The following is a 14,965-nucleotide window of genomic DNA, read 5'->3' on the forward strand; positions in this document are numbered from 1 at the left end:
CCCCCGGTCGCGTCGGTCACGCCGGTCGCGCCGTCCGCGCCGGTAGCGCCGTCCACGCCGGTCACCGGGTGCCTCCGAAGGCCTGGCCGCGACGGCGCATCATCAGCAGGAAGGCGGGCACGCCCAGCACGGCGGTGAACACCCCGACGGGCAGTTCGGCGGGCGCCAGCAGGGTGCGGGAGGCGATGTCCACCCAGACCAGCAGCAGCGCCCCGGCGAGCGGTGCGACCAGCAGCACCCGGCGGTGCCCGGCGCCGACCAGCATCCGCGCCAGGTGCGGCACCAGCAGCCCGACGAAGCCGATCGCCCCGCTGACCGCGACCACCGTGCCGGTGACGGCGGCGGTCACCACGAACAGCTCCCGGCGCAGCCGGTCCGGGTCCACGCCGAGCGAGGCCGAGGTCTCGTCGCCCATGGCGAGCGCGTCCAACCTCCCGGCGGCGCGGACCAGGTGGGCCAGCCCGGCCAGCACGGTGGCGGCGGCGATCGGCACCGAGCCCCAGGTGGCGCCGCCGAGGCTGCCGAGCAGCCACATCATGGCGTCGCGGGCGGCTTCGCCCCGGTCGGCCGCGAAGACCATCAGGGTGGTGGCGGCGGAGAAGCCGTACGAGAGGGCGGTGCCGGTGAGCACCAGGCGCAGCGGGGTGAGCCCGTACGCGGTGCGGGCGGCGAGGTAGACCAGCGACATGGCGGCCAGGGCGGAGCCGAAGGCGGAGGCGGAGACCGCCCACACCCCGAGCGAGGCGAAGGCGCCGAACAGCAGGACGGCGTTGGCGCCGACGGCCGCGCCGGAGGAGATGCCGAGCACGAAGGGGTCGGCCAGCGCGTTGCGCACCAGTGCCTGGACGGCGACCCCGGTGGCGGCCAGTCCGGCGCCGACGACGGCGGCCAGTACGGTGCGCGGCAGCCTGATCTCCCAGACGATGGCGTACGCGGCCGCCTCGCCCGCCTCCAGCTGACCGCCCGTCAGTCCGGCGCCCAGCAGCCGCAGGACGCGGGGGAGTCCGATCCCGGAGGAGCCGGACGCGACCCCGCAGACCAGGGAGAGCAGCAGGGCGGCGGCGAGGCCGACGGCGAGCGGGAGCGTGGGTATTCGGCGAACGGGCGTGTCACTCACGTGCGGGTCGCGCCTTGCCTCGGGCCGTGGGTGCGCCGGGGCGGGCGCCGGCCGCGGGCGTGCCGGAGCGCCGTTCCGCTCGCAGTCCACGGCGAGTCGTCGGGAGTCCAGCGGCCGAGGGCGATCGGGCTGGCGGGGCCGTACGGCTGGGTACGGGCTCGCTCACCGTTGCGGGTCAGCGCCGGACTCTCACCGGACTTCTCCCTCGGACGCCCTGGCAGCATAACAGTCACTCAGGGCCTGTAACCCTTACCGGGGTCGGCTCGGGCCCGGGCGCACGGCTTCGGGCGTGGACGCACGACCGCCCCCGTCCGGCGGCGCGGACGGGGGCGGTCGGGTGGCGACGCGTCAGGCTCAGGCCTGCTTGGTCTCCCAGAAGATCTTGTCGACCTCGGCGATCAGGTCCAGCAGGGCCTGGCCGGTGGCCGGGTCGGTGGACGCCTTGGCGGCCGAGGCGGCCTTCAGGGTGTCGTTGACCAGCTGGTGCAGGTTCGGGTACTTCTCGAAGTGCGGGGCCTTGAAGTAGTCGCTCCACAGCACCGAGATGTGGTGCTTGACGGCCTCGGCGCGCTGCTCCTTGATGATGATCGCGCGGGCGCGGAAGTGCGGGTCCTCGTTGGCCTGGTACTTCTCCTGGGTGGCCTTGACCGACTCGGCCTCGATCCGGGCCTGCGCCGGGTCGTACACGCCGCAGGGCAGGTCACAGTGGGCGTGAGCGGTGGCACGCGGTGCAAACAGACGAGAGAACATGGGAGTCCTTCCTTAGATCGTCTTCCCGCGCCCGAGATTACCCTTCCGCCTCCCGGGTTTCGCGATCGGGCGGTGGGCCTAGGGCAAAAGGCGGACCCGGAACCGGGCCAATCCGGACATCGGACAGGTGACGGTCCGTACGGCAGACTGGGGCCGGACCGGTGCGAGGAGGAGTCGTGACGCGGAGCGCGGAACCCGGGGGCGGGGAACGGGCGGGCCGGGGCGGCGCGTTGCCGTTCGGGCTGGTCGACGTGGCGGGCCCGTCGATGGTCCCGACCCTGCGGGAGGGCGACCAGCTGCTGGTGCGCTACGGCGCGCCGATCCGGCCGGGCGCGGTGGTGCTCTTCCGGCACCCCTTCCAGCAGGACCTGCTGGTGGTGAAGCGGGCCGTCGAACGCCGGGCCGGCGGCTGGTGGCTGCTCTCCGACAACCGCCCGGTGGACAGCGACAGCCGCAGTTACGGCGCCGTCCCGGACGAGCTGGTGCTCGGCCGGGTGCTGCTGCGGCTGCGTCCGCGCCCGGCCTGGCTGGCGCCGGGCCGCCGGCTGGAGCGGCTGCTGCTGACCCCGCGGCTGGCTCGGGTGCCCGGGTTGGCCCGCCGCCTCGGCGTGCGGGTCGAGGAGGTGTAGCGGGTCGGGGGTGCGCAGCGGGTCGGGGGCGTGCGGCGGCGGGGGCCGGTGGGCGCGGGAGGCAGGCGGGCCCGCTATTTGCCGGTGCCCAGCGCGGCCTCCGCCTCCTGGCGCTTGCGGGCCCGGTAGGCGGCGACGTTGGCCCGGGTCGCGCAGCGGTCCGAGCAGTAGCGGCGGGAGCGGTTGGTCGAGGTGTCCAGGTAGGCGTTGCGGCAGGGCGCGGCCTGGCAGATGCCGAGGCGGTCGGCGCCCAGCTCGGTCAGGTGGACGGCCAAGCCCATGCAGGCGACGGCGCTGAAGTGTGCGGTGGCGGTGGCCGAGTTGTCGGCCAGGTGCAGGTGCCAGCGGGGCTGTCCGGCGTCGTCCAGGTGGTCGTGGCCGGAGACCAGCGGGCTGACGGGGTACTCCATCAGCAGGCTGTTGAGCAGGTCGACGCCCCGGGTCTCGTCCCCTTCGGCGGCGGCTTCGAAGACCCCGCGCAGCCTGGTCCGCACCGCCCGCAGCCGGGGCAGGTCGGATTCGTCGGCGAGCGCGGCGGCCCGCGAGGAGTCGGAGAACAGGGCCCGTACCGCGTCCACGGAGGTCAGCGTGTCGGTGCCGCGCTCGGGCTCCTCGGTGTTGACCAGCCGGACGGCGAGATCGGCGTACGAGGCGAGCTCCACGGCGGTCCTTCCAGAGAATCGGTAACGGGCTGACTGCTTCCAGCCTATTACCTGGGCGGGGAAAACGTCGGCGCCCGGCAGGAGCTGCCTGCCGGGCGCCGACGGACGGGCTCGGACCGCGGGACGGGCCCGCGGGATCGGAGCAGGTGCTCAGGGCACGGGCTCAGAGGACCTTGGAGAGGAAGGCCCTGGTGCGTTCGTGCTGGGGGTCGGTGAGCACGTCGCGGGGGTTGCCGGACTCGACGACCACGCCGCCGTCCATGAACACCAGCGCGTCGCCGACCTCGCGGGCGAAGCCCATCTCGTGGGTGACGACCACCATGGTCATGCCCTCCTCGGCGAGGCCGCGCATGACGTCGAGGACGTCGCCGACCAGCTCCGGGTCGAGCGCCGAGGTGGGCTCGTCGAAGAGCATCAGCTTGGGCTTCATGGCCAGCGCGCGGGCGATCGCCACGCGCTGCTGCTGGCCGCCGGAGAGCTGGGAGGGGTAGTTCTTCGCCTTGTCGGCGAGGCCGACCCGCTCCAGCAGGGCCATCCCGCGCTCCCGGGCGTCGGCCTTGTTCTCGCCCCTGACCTGGATCGGCGCCTCGATGATGTTGTCTATGGCGGTCATGTGCGGGAACAGGTTGAAGCGCTGGAACACCATGCCGATGTCCTGCCGCTTCAGGGCGACCTCGCGGTCCTTGAGCTCGTGGAGCTTGTCGCCCCGCTGGCGGTAGCCGACCAGCTCGCCGTCCACCCAGAGGCGGCCGCCGTTGATCTTCTCCAGGTGGTTGATGCACCGCAGGAAGGTCGACTTGCCGGAGCCGGACGGGCCGATCAGGCAGAACACCTCGCCCTGCCGGACCTCCAGGTCGATGCCCTTGAGCACCTCGACCGGGCCGTAGGACTTGTGCACGTTCTCGGCGCGGACCATGGGCTCGGCGGTCGCGGCGGAGCCGGCGGGGGTCTTGGTCGGATCGGTCATACGTGACCACCTCCCTCAAGCCCAGGGACGACGTCGGCGGTCGTCCTGGGGGCGGGCTTCCCGGCGAACAGGCCCCGCAGTCGCTGCAGCGGGGTGGGCGGGAGGGTGCGGTTGGAGCCTCGGGCGTAGTGGCGCTCGATGTAGTACTGGCCGATGGTCAGCACCGAGGTGAAGAACAGGTACCAGAGGCTGACGACGATCAGCAGCGGGATGTTCTGGTAGTTCCGAGAGTAGATGACCTGGCCGGCCCGGAAGATCTCCTCCAGGGAGATGACCGAGACCAGCGAGGTGGTCTTGAGCATCGAGATGGTCTCGTTGCCGGTGGGCGGGATGATCACCCGCATGGCCTGGGGCAGGACGATCCGCCGCATGGTCTGGAACCGGCTCATGCCGAGGGCGTGCGCGGCCTCGGTCTGGCCCTCGTCGACCGACTGGATGCCGCCGCGGACGATCTCCGCCATGTAGGCGGCCTCGTTGAGGCCGAGGCCCAGCAGGGCGGCGACGAAGGTCGGGATCAGGACGTTGGTCGACTCGGACCAGAACTCCGGGCCCCACGGGACGCCGATCGACAGCTTGGCCCAGATCAGGCCGAGGAAGTTCCAGAACACCAGCTGCACCAGCACCGGGGTGCCGCGGAAGACCCAGATGTAGACCCAGGCCGTGCCGGAGAGCAGCGGGTTCGGGGACAGCCGCATCACCGCGAGGATGATGCCGCCGACCACACCCATGAGCATGGAGAGGGCGGTCAGCTCCAGTGTCACGACCATGCCGTGCACGATGCTGTCGTGGAAGAGGTACTGCCCGACGATGTCCCACTTGAAGGCGGGGTTGGTGAGGAGGGCGCTCAGCAGCATGGCTGCGAGCAGGGCGATGACGACGGCGCCCACCCAGCGTCCGGGGTGGCGGACCGGGACGGCCTTGATGGTCTCAGGCCGTCCCTTCTCCGGCGTCCCCTGGTCCATAGAGTTCACGGTGTGGCCTCGGGGGAGAGATGGAGCAGGCGGGATCAGCTGACGGCGCCGTTGACGGTCGACTTGTCGAGGGCACCGGCTTCGACGCCCCACTTGGTGAGGATCTGCTTGTAGGTGCCGTCGTCGATCAGCGACTGGACGGCGCCCTGGACGGCCGGGGTGAGCTTGGAGCCCTTGGCCAGGGCGACGCCGTAGGGGGCCACGCCGTAGGTGTCGCCGACCTTCTCCAGCTGCCCGCCGGACTGCTTGATCGCGTAGTCGACGACCTGGGAGTCGGCCATCATCGCCTGGTCGCGACCGGAGACGACGGCGTTGGTGACGTCCGTCTGGAGGTCGAACTTGTCGCCGTCGTTCTGGATGCCCGGCTTGCCGGCCTTGGCGCAGTCCGGGTTGCGGGTGTCCTTGATCTCGTCGGCCTGGGTGGTGCCGGTCTGGACGGCGACCTTCTTGCCGCAGAGGTCCTTCGGGTCGATCTTCTCCGGGTTGCCCTTCTTCACGGCGATGGCGCTGCCGGAGTTGAAGTAGGTCACCATGTCGACGATCTGCTCGCGCTCCTTGTTGTCCGTGAAGGACGACATGCCGAGCTGGAACTTGTTCGACTGGATGCCGGGGATGATCGCGGTGAAGCCCGAGTCCTGGACCTCGGCCGTGAGGCCGAGCTTCTTGGCGATGGCGTCGGCCAGGTCGACGTCCATGCCGATGATCTTGCCGCTGTCGTCCTTGAACTCGTCCGGCGCGTACGAGGCGTCGGCGCCGACCACGAGCTTGCCGGCCGCCTTGACGTCGTCCGGGACGAGGGCCGCCAGCTTGGGGTCGGCCTTGACCTCGTTGACGGTCGTGGAGGCGTTGGGGGCGCCGCTGCTCTCGCTCTTGCTGCTGCTGCAGCCGGTCAGGACGAGGGACACGGAGGCGGCGACCACACCGGCAGCGAAGAGCCGGTTGCGCTTGGTACGGGCGGTCATGAGGGGGATCTCCTCCTGGGAGAGAAGGTCGGGCGGAGCGCGCCGCGGGAGCGGCGCACCTGGGAGCGGGCCGAACGGCGTCGTACGGGTTCCCGTCGTACGGGTGTGCGTCGTACGTCGTCGTACGTGCCGGCCGGGTCGTGCGGTGCCTGGGCGCTGGGACCGCCCAGGGTTCTGCGAGGTGCTGCTTCCGCCACCCTCCGCCGAGGTGGACGTTGACCTGAACCGCCTCGACCAGTGGTCGGCTCGATCCGAGATGGGGGGAATCCTGCCATCTGATGACGGTCAGGTGGCCCCCATCCAGATCAAAATCGGATAACAAGGGGTCACACTGTCCGCTATTCGGACTGATTCCGTTCCCCTGTCACTCTGCGCATAAGTATGCAGACCGCTCTGTGCTCCGCCCGAAAGGCCCGCCGCCCGCCCGCTCAGATGCCCCCGTTGACCACCGCGTTCTGCGCCGCGCCGGCGCTGACGCCCCACTTGGTGAGGACCTTGTCGTACTCGCCGCTGCGGATCAACTGGTCCACCGCCTTGGCCAGGACGTCCCGCAGCTCGTTGTCGCCCTTGCGCACCGCGATCCCGTACGGGTTGGAGGTGGACTGCCCGCCGGTCACCTCGAAGCGGCCGCCGCCGTCGGTGGTCTTCGCCGCGTAGGCGGCCACCGGGAAGTCGTTCAGGCCGGCCGCGGCAGCGCCGGAGGTGACCTCGGCCAGCGCCTTGGCGTCGCTTTCCAGCTTGTGCAGGGTCAGCTGGCGGCCGGTTCGGGCGCAGACCGCCACCTGGCGGGTGGCGATCTCGTCCTGGGTGGTGCCCTGCTGCAGCGCGACGGTCTTGCCGCACAGGTCGTCCAGGGTCTTGATCCCCTTCGGGTTGCCCTTCGGGACGACGATCGAGGTGCCGGCGATGAAGTAGTCCACGAAGTCCACGCCCGGGTCGACCTGCTTGCCGTTCTCGTCCAGGCCGTCGCGGCGCTGGCGGATGTCGCTGAGCGCCGACATCGCCACGTCGTACTGCTTGCCCTGCAGGTTCGGCACCAGCTTGGCGAACGGCGTGTCCACGAACTCGACCCGCACGTCGAGGATCTTGCCCAAGGCGGCCGCCAGGTCCGGGTCGAGGCCGGCCGGCTTGCCGTCCTGGCCGCGGAACTCGACCGGCGCGTAGTTGACGTCCATGCCGATCCGCAGCACCCCGGCCGCGCGCTGCGCCTTCGGCAGCTTGTCGCGGATGTCCTTGACCGGGTCGTCCGGGGCCGCCTGTCCGCCACCGCCGCAACCGGTCAGCAGCAGGGCCCCGGCGGTGGCCAGGACGGCGCCGGCCAGGGCCGGCCGGCGGGCGGGGAGGAGGTGAGGCATGAGGGGTGCTCCTGTGGGAGGGACGTGCGGTCGCCACGGTGTCGCGGTGGTGTACGCGCGGTGGCGGCCAAGCGATCCTGCCATCCCGCCCTGCCGGGCCCGGCGGCGGGTGTGTCAGAATTCGGTACCGGGTGACCCCCGAACGCTCGAACCAGACCGACGAGCCCCGACAGGCTCGGGTTCTCGGGAACGGAAGTCCTCACGCGGCTCCGTATCCGGAGTGCCGACTCCCCTTCGGCTCTGCGTTCACTCCAGCGGGTAAGCGTGTGCTCATGCCGTTGCCGCCGCCGGAGCCCGGCGCTTCCGAAGCCGGGCCCCTGGGACGCGACAGCGCGGCGATGAAGCGCGCGTGACGAGGACGAAAAGGCATAGGTGCGATGCCTTTGTCCGACCTAGGCTCGGCCCCGTAGTACGACGCGGGCAACACAAGACCCCATAAAACCCTCATCCGAGGGCGCCGCCCGACGGCAGCGCCCCGACCCCGACCCCGGGTCCGCTTCGGCGTACCCGGTTTCCGGTTTCCGGACGGGTCGTCCTGCCCGTCGGCCGCGCGTCCTCGCCCGATCAATGACGAAGAGGTCATCGTGGCAGCGGAGATCATCAGCAGCAGCACCCAGGACACCGACGATCCGGTCGACGCGGTTTTCGCGCTCCACCGCGGCGGCAAGATGGAGATCCGGGCGACCGTCCCGGTGCGCGACGCGGACGACCTGTCCCTCGCCTACACCCCGGGTGTCGCCCGCGTCTGCACGGCCATCGCCGAGCAGCCGGAGCTGGTCAACGACTACACCTGGAAGTCCAACACCGTCGCGGTGGTCACCGACGGCACCGCGGTGCTCGGCCTCGGCGACATCGGCCCGCAGGCCTCGCTGCCCGTGATGGAGGGCAAGGCCATCCTGTTCAAGCAGTTCGGCGGCGTGGACGCGGTGCCGATCGCGCTCGCCTGCACCGGGGTCGACGAGATCGTCGAGACCGTGGTCCGGCTGGCGCCCTCCTTCGGCGGCGTCAACCTGGAGGACATCTCCGCCCCGCGCTGCTTCGAGATCGAGCGCCGGCTCCAGGAGGCCCTGGACATCCCGGTCTTCCACGACGACCAGCACGGCACCGCGATCGTCAGCACCGCCGCCCTGTGGAACGCGGCCAAGGTGACCGGCCGCGAGATCGGCTCGCTGCGGGCCGTCATCTCCGGCGCCGGCGCGGCCGGGATCGCCATCGCCAAGATGCTGGTCGCGGCCGGCATCGGCGACGTGGCGGTCTGCGACCGCAAGGGCGTGGTCCACGAGGGCCGCGGCGACCTCACCGACGTCAAGGCGGAGATCGCCGCGCTGACCAACCGTTCGGGCCTCAAGGGCTCGCTCGCCGACGCGCTGGCCGGCGCCGACGTGTTCATCGGCGTCTCCGGCGGCACCGTGCCGGAGGAGGTCGTCGCGACCATGGCCGAGGGCGCCTTCATCTTCGCGATGGCCAACCCCAACCCGGAGATCCACCCCGAGGTCGCGCACAAGTACGCGGCGGTCGTCGCCACCGGGCGCAGTGACTTCCCGAACCAGATCAACAACGTGCTGGCCTTCCCCGGCATCTTCGCCGGCGCCCTGCAGGTCCGGGCCAGCCGGATCACCGAGGGCATGAAGCTGGCCGCCGCCAAGGCGCTGGCCGGCGTGGTGGCCGACGAGCTGACGCCGCAGAAGGTCATCCCCTCGCCGTTCGACGAGCGGGTCGCCCCGGCGGTCACCAAGGCCGTCGCCGAGGCCGCCCGGGCCGAGGGCGTGGCCCGGATCTGAACCGGGCCGACGGCCGGAGGGCCGGCTGACGAACCGACGGCGGACGGCCGGGGCAGGGACACGCGTCACACCCACGCGTGGTTCCCGGCCCCGGCCGTCGCCGCTATCGTCCGGGTCATGTTTGCTGCCTACGCCGCACGTATCGACGCCGACGACCCGCTCGGCGGGCTGGAACTGGGCGAACTCCCCGAGCCGCAGGCCCGCCCCGGGTGGAGCCTGGTCACGGTCAGGGCCGCCAGCCTCAACCACCACGACCTGTGGTCGCTGCGCGGGGTCGGCCTGCCCGCCGAGAAGCTGCCGATGATCCTCGGCTGCGACGCCGCGGGCATCGACGAGGACGGCAACGAGGTGGTGATCCACTCGGTGATCGGCCAGACCGGCCACGGGGTCGGCCCCCGGGAGCCGCGCTCCATCCTCACCGAGCGCTACCAGGGCACCTTCGCCCAGCAGGTGGCGGTCCCCACCTGGAACCTGCTGCCCAAGCCCGCCGAGCTGAGCTTCGAGGAGGCCGCCTGCCTGCCCACCGCCTGGCTGACGGCCTACCGGATGCTGTTCACCAACGGCGGGGTCAGGCCCGGTGACACCGTCCTGGTGCAGGGCGCGGGCGGCGGCGTGTCGACCGCCCTGATCGTCCTCGGCAAGGCCGCCGGCCTGCGGATCTGGGTCACCGGCCGGGACGAGGCCAAGCGCCGCCGGGCGGTGGAGCTGGGCGCCGACGAGGCGTTCGAGAGCGGCGCCCGGCTGCCCGCCCGGGTGGACGCGGTGATGGAGACGGTCGGCGCCGCGACCTGGTCGCACTCGGTGAAGTCACTGCGCCCCGGCGGCACCATCGTCATCTCGGGCGCCACCTCCGGCCCCAGCCCGAGCGCCGCGGAGCTCAACCGGATCTTCTTCCTGGAGCTCAAGGTGGTCGGCTCGACCATGGGCACCAAGGAGGAGCTGGCCGGGCTGCTCGCACTCTGCGCCAACACCGGCGTCCGCCCGGTGATCGACTCGGTGCTGCCGCTGACGGAGGCCCGGGACGGCTTCGCCCGGCTCGCCAAGGGCGACGTCTTCGGCAAGATCGTCCTGAACCCCTGAGGCGCGGGAGGCCCCGAAGCGCCGGCCTGGCGCCGGAACGCCGGGCGGGCGAGGGGGCCCGGTGCTCCCGTCGGAGAACACCGGGCCCGGATCCCTGCGGGTGCCGACCGGGCGGCCGGTCAGCAGGTCGGCCGGTCAGCAGGGGCGCGGACGGCCCTCAGCCGAGCAGCCGCTTCAGCCGCTCGCCCGCGGCGCCCAGCACCGAGCGGGCCGCGGTCAGCCGGTCCGCGTCCACCCCGCCGTCCCGGGCCGCGTCGCGGACCTGGTCGCGGAAGCGGTCGAGCAGCCGCTCCAGCTCGCGGCCAGGGTCCTCGGCCGGGTCGGTGCGGGCCCAGGAGGGCAGGTCGGCCGGGGTGGCGGGCCCGCCCTGGACCGGGCCGTCCTCGCCGGGGCCGTCCTTGTCCAGGTCGATCCTGGTCACGGTGACCCGCTCGTCCGGCGAGGCGGGCTCGTCTCCCGACTGGCCCCAGCGGGCCGCGTCGGCCAGACCGGACAGGCCCTTGGTGAGCTCGGCCAGCCCTTCGGCCAGCCCGGTCGGCCAGTCGCCCTTCGCGGCGTGCTCGCGCACCTGCTGCTCGACCCGGCGCTTGATCCGCAGCGCCTCCTGCTGCGCGGCGGAGCGGGACGCCTTGGCCTGCTCGCGCAGCCGGCGGGCCTCCTCCTCGGCGGCCTTCGCCTTGGCCTTGGCGGCCTTCTCCTGCTCCCGGGCGCGCTTGGCCTGCTCCTTGGCCTGCCGCTTGAACTGGGCGAACTCCTCCTTGGCGCGCTGCCAGGACTCGTTGTCGCCCCAGGGCCCGGCCCACGGATCCCCGCCGCCCTCGGCGCGGTCCGGCCGGGGGGCCTGGCCGGCGGCCTTCCACAGCTCCTCGCGCAGGTCCTTGGCGCTGTCCCGGACGTCCTCGCGAATCGCCCCGGCGAGGTGCGCCACGGAGTCCCGGATCTCCAGCTCCAGCTCGTCCAACTCGCCCCGCCGGGCTTCGAGTTCGGCGCGCCCGGGGTCGGTCAGCCGGTAGACCTTGCGGCCGCCCTCGGTGCTGTGGGCGACCAGGCCCTCCTGCTCCAGCTTGGCCAGCCGCGGGTAGACCGTCCCGGCGGAGGGGGCGTACAGGCCCTGGAAGCGCTCCTCCAGCAGGCGGATCACCTCGTAGCCGTGCCGGGGCGCCTCCTCCAGCAGCTTCAGCAGGTACAGCCGGAGCCGGCCGTGGCCGAACACGGGGGTCATCTCAGGCCTCCTTGGTGAGGTCGGGCTTGCCGGGGGCGGCCGGGAGCTCCTTGGCCGGGCCCTCGTCCTCGGGCTCGGGGCGGCTCAGGACGGTCACCGCGCCGGAGACGGTGGTGACGCTGAGGCTGCCGCGGCCCTCGCCGAGCTGGCCGGACAGCTTCTTGGCGCCCCAGGTGCCGCTCAGCTTGAGCTCGTCGAAGCTGCTGGAGATGTCGCCGCTGGTGGAGCCGGCCTCGACCCTGGCGTCGGTGCGGGAGGGGATCCGGACCACGACCGGGCCGCTGACGGTGGAGACCTTGACCTCGGCCTCGCCGTCCACGTCGAGGTCCAGGGTGACGGCGCCGGTGACGGCGTGGGCCTGGACCTGGTCGGCGGTGCCGGCGACCACGGTGAGCTGCCCGGAGACGCTGTTGATCCGGAGCCGGCCGCCCACCGCCTGGGCGTCGACGTCGCCGGTGACGGTGTTGGCATCGGTGCGGCCGCTCAGGCCGACCAGGGTGGCGTCGCCGTTGGCGCTGTGCACCGAGACGTTCCCGGCGATGCCGGAGACGGTGGCGCCGGCCGAGACGGTGCCGACCTTGACGTCGGCGTCGGCGGGGACGGTCACCGTGACGCCGGCGATCCGCTTGCGCTTGAAGGAGCCGAAGAAGTTCTTGGCCGAGCCGACCGACTTGAGCGCCTCGCCGAACTCGCCCCAGCTGTTGAGGTCCTTGTAGGTGACCGTCAGGACACCGTCCACCAGGGTCACGTGCAGCGGCTCGCCCTGGAGGTCGGTGACCTCCAGGCGGGCCGGGCCCTCGGCCGCCACCACGTTGACCGTGCCGTCGATGATCCGCACGTGCAGCGCGCGGACCGGCTCCTCGACGGTGATCCTCTCGGGGCCCTCGACCGTCCACTGGCTCATCTCTGTCGCCTCCCGTTGTCGATCGCGATGTATCGCGTCCTCTCCTGAAGACGATATATCGCGTGTCGGCAGAGTCAAGCGCCCCGGACCCCGAACCCGACCCCGAGCGGACCCCGATCCGCTCCGGCGCCTCCCCTACGGGGCGCTCCGGGCTCGCACCGGCAGGACCGGCCGCGGACACGCGAGAGGCCCGGGAGGCGGTTGCCTCCCGGGCCTCTCACGAACGGGCCGTCACCTGGTCACTCGTCGTCCTCGTCGTCGAGCCGGGCCAGCCAGGTGGCCAGCCGCTCGACCGGGATCTCGAAGTCCGGGTTGAGGTCGACGAACTCGCGCAGGCGCTCGGCCAGCCACTCGAAGGTGACCTCCTCGTCGCCGCGCCGGCTCTCCAGCTCCTCGATGCCGCGGTCGGTGAAGTACACGGTGTTCGCTCCGGTCCGATGGGGATTGACCTGGTCAGGATAGACCGGTCAGCCGGCCCGCCAGGTGCTGACGGTGACCCTGGCGGCCCCGCTGACCGGGTCGGCCTGCTCGACCGCCGCGATGGCGATGTTGCGGGTGACCCGGTCGCGGACGCACAGCAGGCGGCCGGGGGCGACCCGGTTGTAGGAGAGGTCGGTGTCGGGCCGGGAGTCGATCGCGGTGGCGCACTGCTCGGCCGTGACGGTCGGCTCGGTGATCACCGCGAAGTCCGACTTGTCGTCCCCGTAGCTGTCGAAGGAGTTGGCCTTGCTGCCGCTGCCGTTGTTCGTCACCCCGAGGCCCCACTTGAGGTCCCCGGAGTGCGGCACCACGGTGCCCGCGTTCAGGTCGATCCGGTAGGTGTCGCTGGAGTACTCGGCCCCCGGGATCGAGAGCGACCGCTTGTCGAGCATCGCCGAGTAGCCGACCGGTCGGGCGGGGGCCGACACGGTGCTCTGGGCGGACTTCGAGGGGGCTGCCGTCACCGCGTCGACCGAGCCGGTGGAGCCGGTGGAGCCGGTGGAGGCGGACGAGCCGGACGAGCCGGTGGAGGGGCTGGCCTTGTCCGGGCCCGGGCCCTGCGTCACGGTGACCGCGGGGCTCACCTTGGCGTCCGTCTTCTTGCCGTCGTCCAGCTTCTTCATCAGCGCCACGCCGCCCGCGGTGCCGCCGACGGCCATCACCAGGGCGACGGTGAGCAGCACCTTCCAGGACACCCCGCCCCGGCGCTCGGGCTCGGGCCCGGGCGCCGGATCGGCCGGCAGCGCCGGGCCGGGCGGCGGGGTGTCGAAGGACGGCGGCTCCGGCTGCAGCCGGGCGGTCGGGGGCGTCGGCAGCACCGGGGCGGTGGGCGACTCGGCGGGCGGCTGCGGGGCGCCGTACGCGCCGAGCGGCGGCGGCGCGAAGCCGGGCGGGGGCGTCCCGGGCTGCTGCGGCGGGTGCGTCACCGCGGTGGCCGGGTGGGTCGGCGCGGCGGCCGGCGGCGGGGGAGTGGCCGGGGCGGCCGGGGCCGGGGTCGGCGGGGTGCCGGGCAGGGGCGGCAGCGGGGCGGACGGTGCCTGGAGGAACTGCTGCTGCGGCAGGTCGGAGCGGCGGGTGATCTCGGTGTTGACCTGGCGCGGCAGCCAGTCCTCGCCGAACCGCAGCTGGCCGCCGACCTCCGGGTGGTTGCGGGCGACCTGGATGATCTCGGCGGGCGTCGGGCGGTCCTCCGGGCTCTTGGCCAGGCAGCGCTGGATCAGCTCGCGCAGGTCCGCCGGGACGGCCTCCAGCTCCGGCGCCTCGTGCACCACCCGGTAGAGCACCGCGGTGTCCGGCCCGTCGCCGAACGGCGCGGTGCCGCCGGCCACGTACGCGGCCAGGGCGCCGAGCGCGAAGACGTCGGTGGCGGGGGTGACCGGGCGGCCCTGGGCCTGCTCCGGGGACATGAAGGCGGGCGAGCCGATCCGGTAGCCGGTGCCGGTCAGCGCGGTGGCGTCGGCGGCCCGGGCGATGCCGAAGTCGATCACCCGGGGGCCGTCCCCGGCGACCAGCACGTTGGCGGGCTTGAGGTCGCGGTGGACCACCTCGACGCTGTGGATCGCCTGCAGCGCCTCGGCGATGCCGCCCATCAGCAGCAGCACGGTGCGCACCGGCAGCGCGCCGTGCTCGCGCACCACCTGCTGCAGGGACGGCCCCGGGACGTACGCGGTGACCAGCCAGGGGGCGTCGCCGTCCAGTCCGCCGGAGTCGATCACCTGCGCGGTGTAGAGCCCGTGGATCCGCTGGGCGTTGCTGACCTCCTGGGCGAAGCGGCGGCGGAACTCGCCGTCCTCGGCGAACTCCGGGCGCACCACCTTGAGCGCGACCGGGCGACCGCCCGGGGTGTACGAGAGGTAGACGCGGCCCATGCCGCCGGCGCCGAGCCGGGCGAAGAGCCGGTAGCCGCCCACCTCCCGGGGGTCGTCAGGGAGCAGTGGCTGGAAGACCGGTGGGAGCTTGCCGGCGTCCCGAGGCGTGTCGGCGGTCATGTGGTGATCCCCCTGGGAGAGCGGTGAGGTCGTACGGCCGGCGCGGCGGGGCGCGGTGACGGGCGCCCCGGCCGCCGACCGGCGACGCCTAACCTAT

The 14,965-nt window shown here is 72.7% G+C and carries 14 protein-coding genes and 1 riboswitch; of the genes, 3 read left to right on the top strand and 11 right to left on the bottom strand.

Annotated features, from left to right (window positions below; all coding sequences use genetic code 11):
• Window positions 1–61 precede the first annotated feature (61 nt).
• The gene (locus tag IF30_RS0111160; protein ID WP_030235645.1) at window positions 62–1,117 is read right to left on the bottom strand and encodes a FecCD family ABC transporter permease; all 1,056 of its coding nucleotides are present in this window, start codon (window positions 1,115–1,117) and stop codon (window positions 62–64) included.
• A gap of 101 nt (window positions 1,118–1,218) precedes the next feature.
• Window positions 1,219–1,349, bottom strand: a riboswitch (cobalamin riboswitch).
• A 122-nt stretch (window positions 1,350–1,471) separates the two neighbouring features.
• Complete coding sequence (gene sodN, locus IF30_RS0111165) at window positions 1,472–1,867, bottom strand: superoxide dismutase, Ni (RefSeq protein WP_030235648.1); 396 nt, start codon at window positions 1,865–1,867, stop codon at window positions 1,472–1,474.
• 266 nt (window positions 1,868–2,133) lie between these two features.
• Here sodN and sodX point away from each other — a divergent pair, with 266 nt between their 5' ends.
• Window positions 2,134–2,496, top strand: coding sequence for a nickel-type superoxide dismutase maturation protease (gene sodX / locus IF30_RS41295; protein ID WP_078891323.1), 363 nt, complete (start codon window positions 2,134–2,136; stop codon window positions 2,494–2,496).
• A 74-nt stretch (window positions 2,497–2,570) separates the two neighbouring features.
• Here the strand turns inward: sodX and IF30_RS0111175 are convergent, their stop codons facing one another.
• From IF30_RS0111175 to IF30_RS0111195, 5 genes are all read right to left on the bottom strand, one after another.
• Window positions 2,571–3,158 carry a CGNR zinc finger domain-containing protein gene (locus IF30_RS0111175; RefSeq protein WP_030235654.1) on the bottom strand — a complete coding sequence of 196 codons (588 nt, stop codon included), beginning with the start codon at window positions 3,156–3,158 and terminating at the stop codon, window positions 2,571–2,573.
• A gap of 163 nt (window positions 3,159–3,321) precedes the next feature.
• Window positions 3,322–4,125, bottom strand: coding sequence for an amino acid ABC transporter ATP-binding protein (locus IF30_RS0111180; protein WP_051709859.1), 804 nt, complete (start codon window positions 4,123–4,125; stop codon window positions 3,322–3,324).
• Window positions 4,122–5,087: an amino acid ABC transporter permease gene (locus tag IF30_RS0111185; protein ID WP_051709862.1), complete on the bottom strand. Its 966-nt coding sequence runs from the start codon at window positions 5,085–5,087 to the stop codon at window positions 4,122–4,124. Before IF30_RS0111185 ends, IF30_RS0111180 begins: the two co-directional genes overlap by 4 nt.
• Window positions 5,088–5,131: 44 nt before the next feature.
• Entirely contained in the window at window positions 5,132–6,058 is a 927-nt protein-coding gene (locus tag IF30_RS0111190) for an ABC transporter substrate-binding protein (RefSeq protein ID WP_051709865.1), read from the bottom strand.
• A 428-nt stretch (window positions 6,059–6,486) separates the two neighbouring features.
• Window positions 6,487–7,413 carry an ABC transporter substrate-binding protein gene (locus tag IF30_RS0111195; protein WP_030235666.1) on the bottom strand — a complete coding sequence of 309 codons (927 nt, stop codon included), beginning with the start codon at window positions 7,411–7,413 and terminating at the stop codon, window positions 6,487–6,489.
• Window positions 7,414–7,997: 584 nt separating this feature from the next.
• On the opposite strand from IF30_RS0111195, the gene IF30_RS0111200 reads away from it, so the two are divergent.
• Together IF30_RS0111200 and IF30_RS0111205 are read left to right on the top strand one after the other, a co-directional pair.
• On the top strand, window positions 7,998–9,194 hold the full coding sequence (locus IF30_RS0111200; protein WP_030235668.1) for an NAD(P)-dependent malic enzyme: 1,197 nt from the start codon (window positions 7,998–8,000) through the stop codon (window positions 9,192–9,194).
• A 117-nt stretch (window positions 9,195–9,311) separates the two neighbouring features.
• Window positions 9,312–10,274 carry a zinc-binding dehydrogenase gene (locus IF30_RS0111205; protein ID WP_030235670.1) on the top strand — a complete coding sequence of 321 codons (963 nt, stop codon included), beginning with the start codon at window positions 9,312–9,314 and terminating at the stop codon, window positions 10,272–10,274.
• 157 nt (window positions 10,275–10,431) lie between these two features.
• On the opposite strand, the gene IF30_RS0111210 is transcribed toward IF30_RS0111205, so the two are convergent.
• The 4 genes from IF30_RS0111210 to IF30_RS48610 form a co-directional block, all read right to left on the bottom strand.
• Entirely contained in the window at window positions 10,432–11,496 is a 1,065-nt protein-coding gene (locus tag IF30_RS0111210; RefSeq protein WP_030235671.1) for a helix-turn-helix transcriptional regulator, read from the bottom strand.
• 1 nt (window position 11,497) lies between these two features.
• Window positions 11,498–12,400, bottom strand: coding sequence for a DUF4097 family beta strand repeat-containing protein (locus tag IF30_RS0111215; RefSeq protein ID WP_030235674.1), 903 nt, complete (start codon window positions 12,398–12,400; stop codon window positions 11,498–11,500).
• Window positions 12,401–12,639: 239 nt separating this feature from the next.
• Window positions 12,640–12,819, bottom strand: coding sequence for a DUF6104 family protein (locus IF30_RS0111220; protein WP_030235677.1), 180 nt, complete (start codon window positions 12,817–12,819; stop codon window positions 12,640–12,642).
• A 48-nt stretch (window positions 12,820–12,867) separates the two neighbouring features.
• Entirely contained in the window at window positions 12,868–14,868 is a 2,001-nt protein-coding gene (locus IF30_RS48610) for a serine/threonine-protein kinase (RefSeq protein WP_051709868.1), read from the bottom strand.
• Window positions 14,869–14,965 lie beyond the last annotated feature (97 nt).

The sequence above is a fragment of the Streptomyces sp. NRRL S-350 genome (assembly GCF_000719705.1).
Classification (GTDB): Bacteria; Actinomycetota; Actinomycetes; order Streptomycetales; family Streptomycetaceae; genus Kitasatospora.

Coding starts and splice junctions, on each gene's coding strand:
- sodN (WP_030235648.1), bottom strand. CDS start 1,867: ATGTTCTCTCGTCTGTTTGCACCGCGTGCCACCGCTCACGCCCACTGT.
- sodX (WP_078891323.1), top strand. CDS start 2,134: ATGGTCCCGACCCTGCGGGAGGGCGACCAGCTGCTGGTGCGCTACGGC.
- IF30_RS0111180 (WP_051709859.1), bottom strand. CDS start 4,125: ATGACCGATCCGACCAAGACCCCCGCCGGCTCCGCCGCGACCGCCGAG.
- IF30_RS0111185 (WP_051709862.1), bottom strand. CDS start 5,087: ATGGACCAGGGGACGCCGGAGAAGGGACGGCCTGAGACCATCAAGGCC.
- IF30_RS0111190 (WP_051709865.1), bottom strand. CDS start 6,058: ATGACCGCCCGTACCAAGCGCAACCGGCTCTTCGCTGCCGGTGTGGTC.
- IF30_RS0111195 (WP_030235666.1), bottom strand. CDS start 7,413: ATGCCTCACCTCCTCCCCGCCCGCCGGCCGGCCCTGGCCGGCGCCGTC.
- IF30_RS0111205 (WP_030235670.1), top strand. CDS start 9,312: ATGTTTGCTGCCTACGCCGCACGTATCGACGCCGACGACCCGCTCGGC.
- IF30_RS0111210 (WP_030235671.1), bottom strand. CDS start 11,496: ATGACCCCCGTGTTCGGCCACGGCCGGCTCCGGCTGTACCTGCTGAAG.
- IF30_RS0111215 (WP_030235674.1), bottom strand. CDS start 12,400: ATGAGCCAGTGGACGGTCGAGGGCCCCGAGAGGATCACCGTCGAGGAG.
- IF30_RS48610 (WP_051709868.1), bottom strand. CDS start 14,868: ATGACCGCCGACACGCCTCGGGACGCCGGCAAGCTCCCACCGGTCTTC.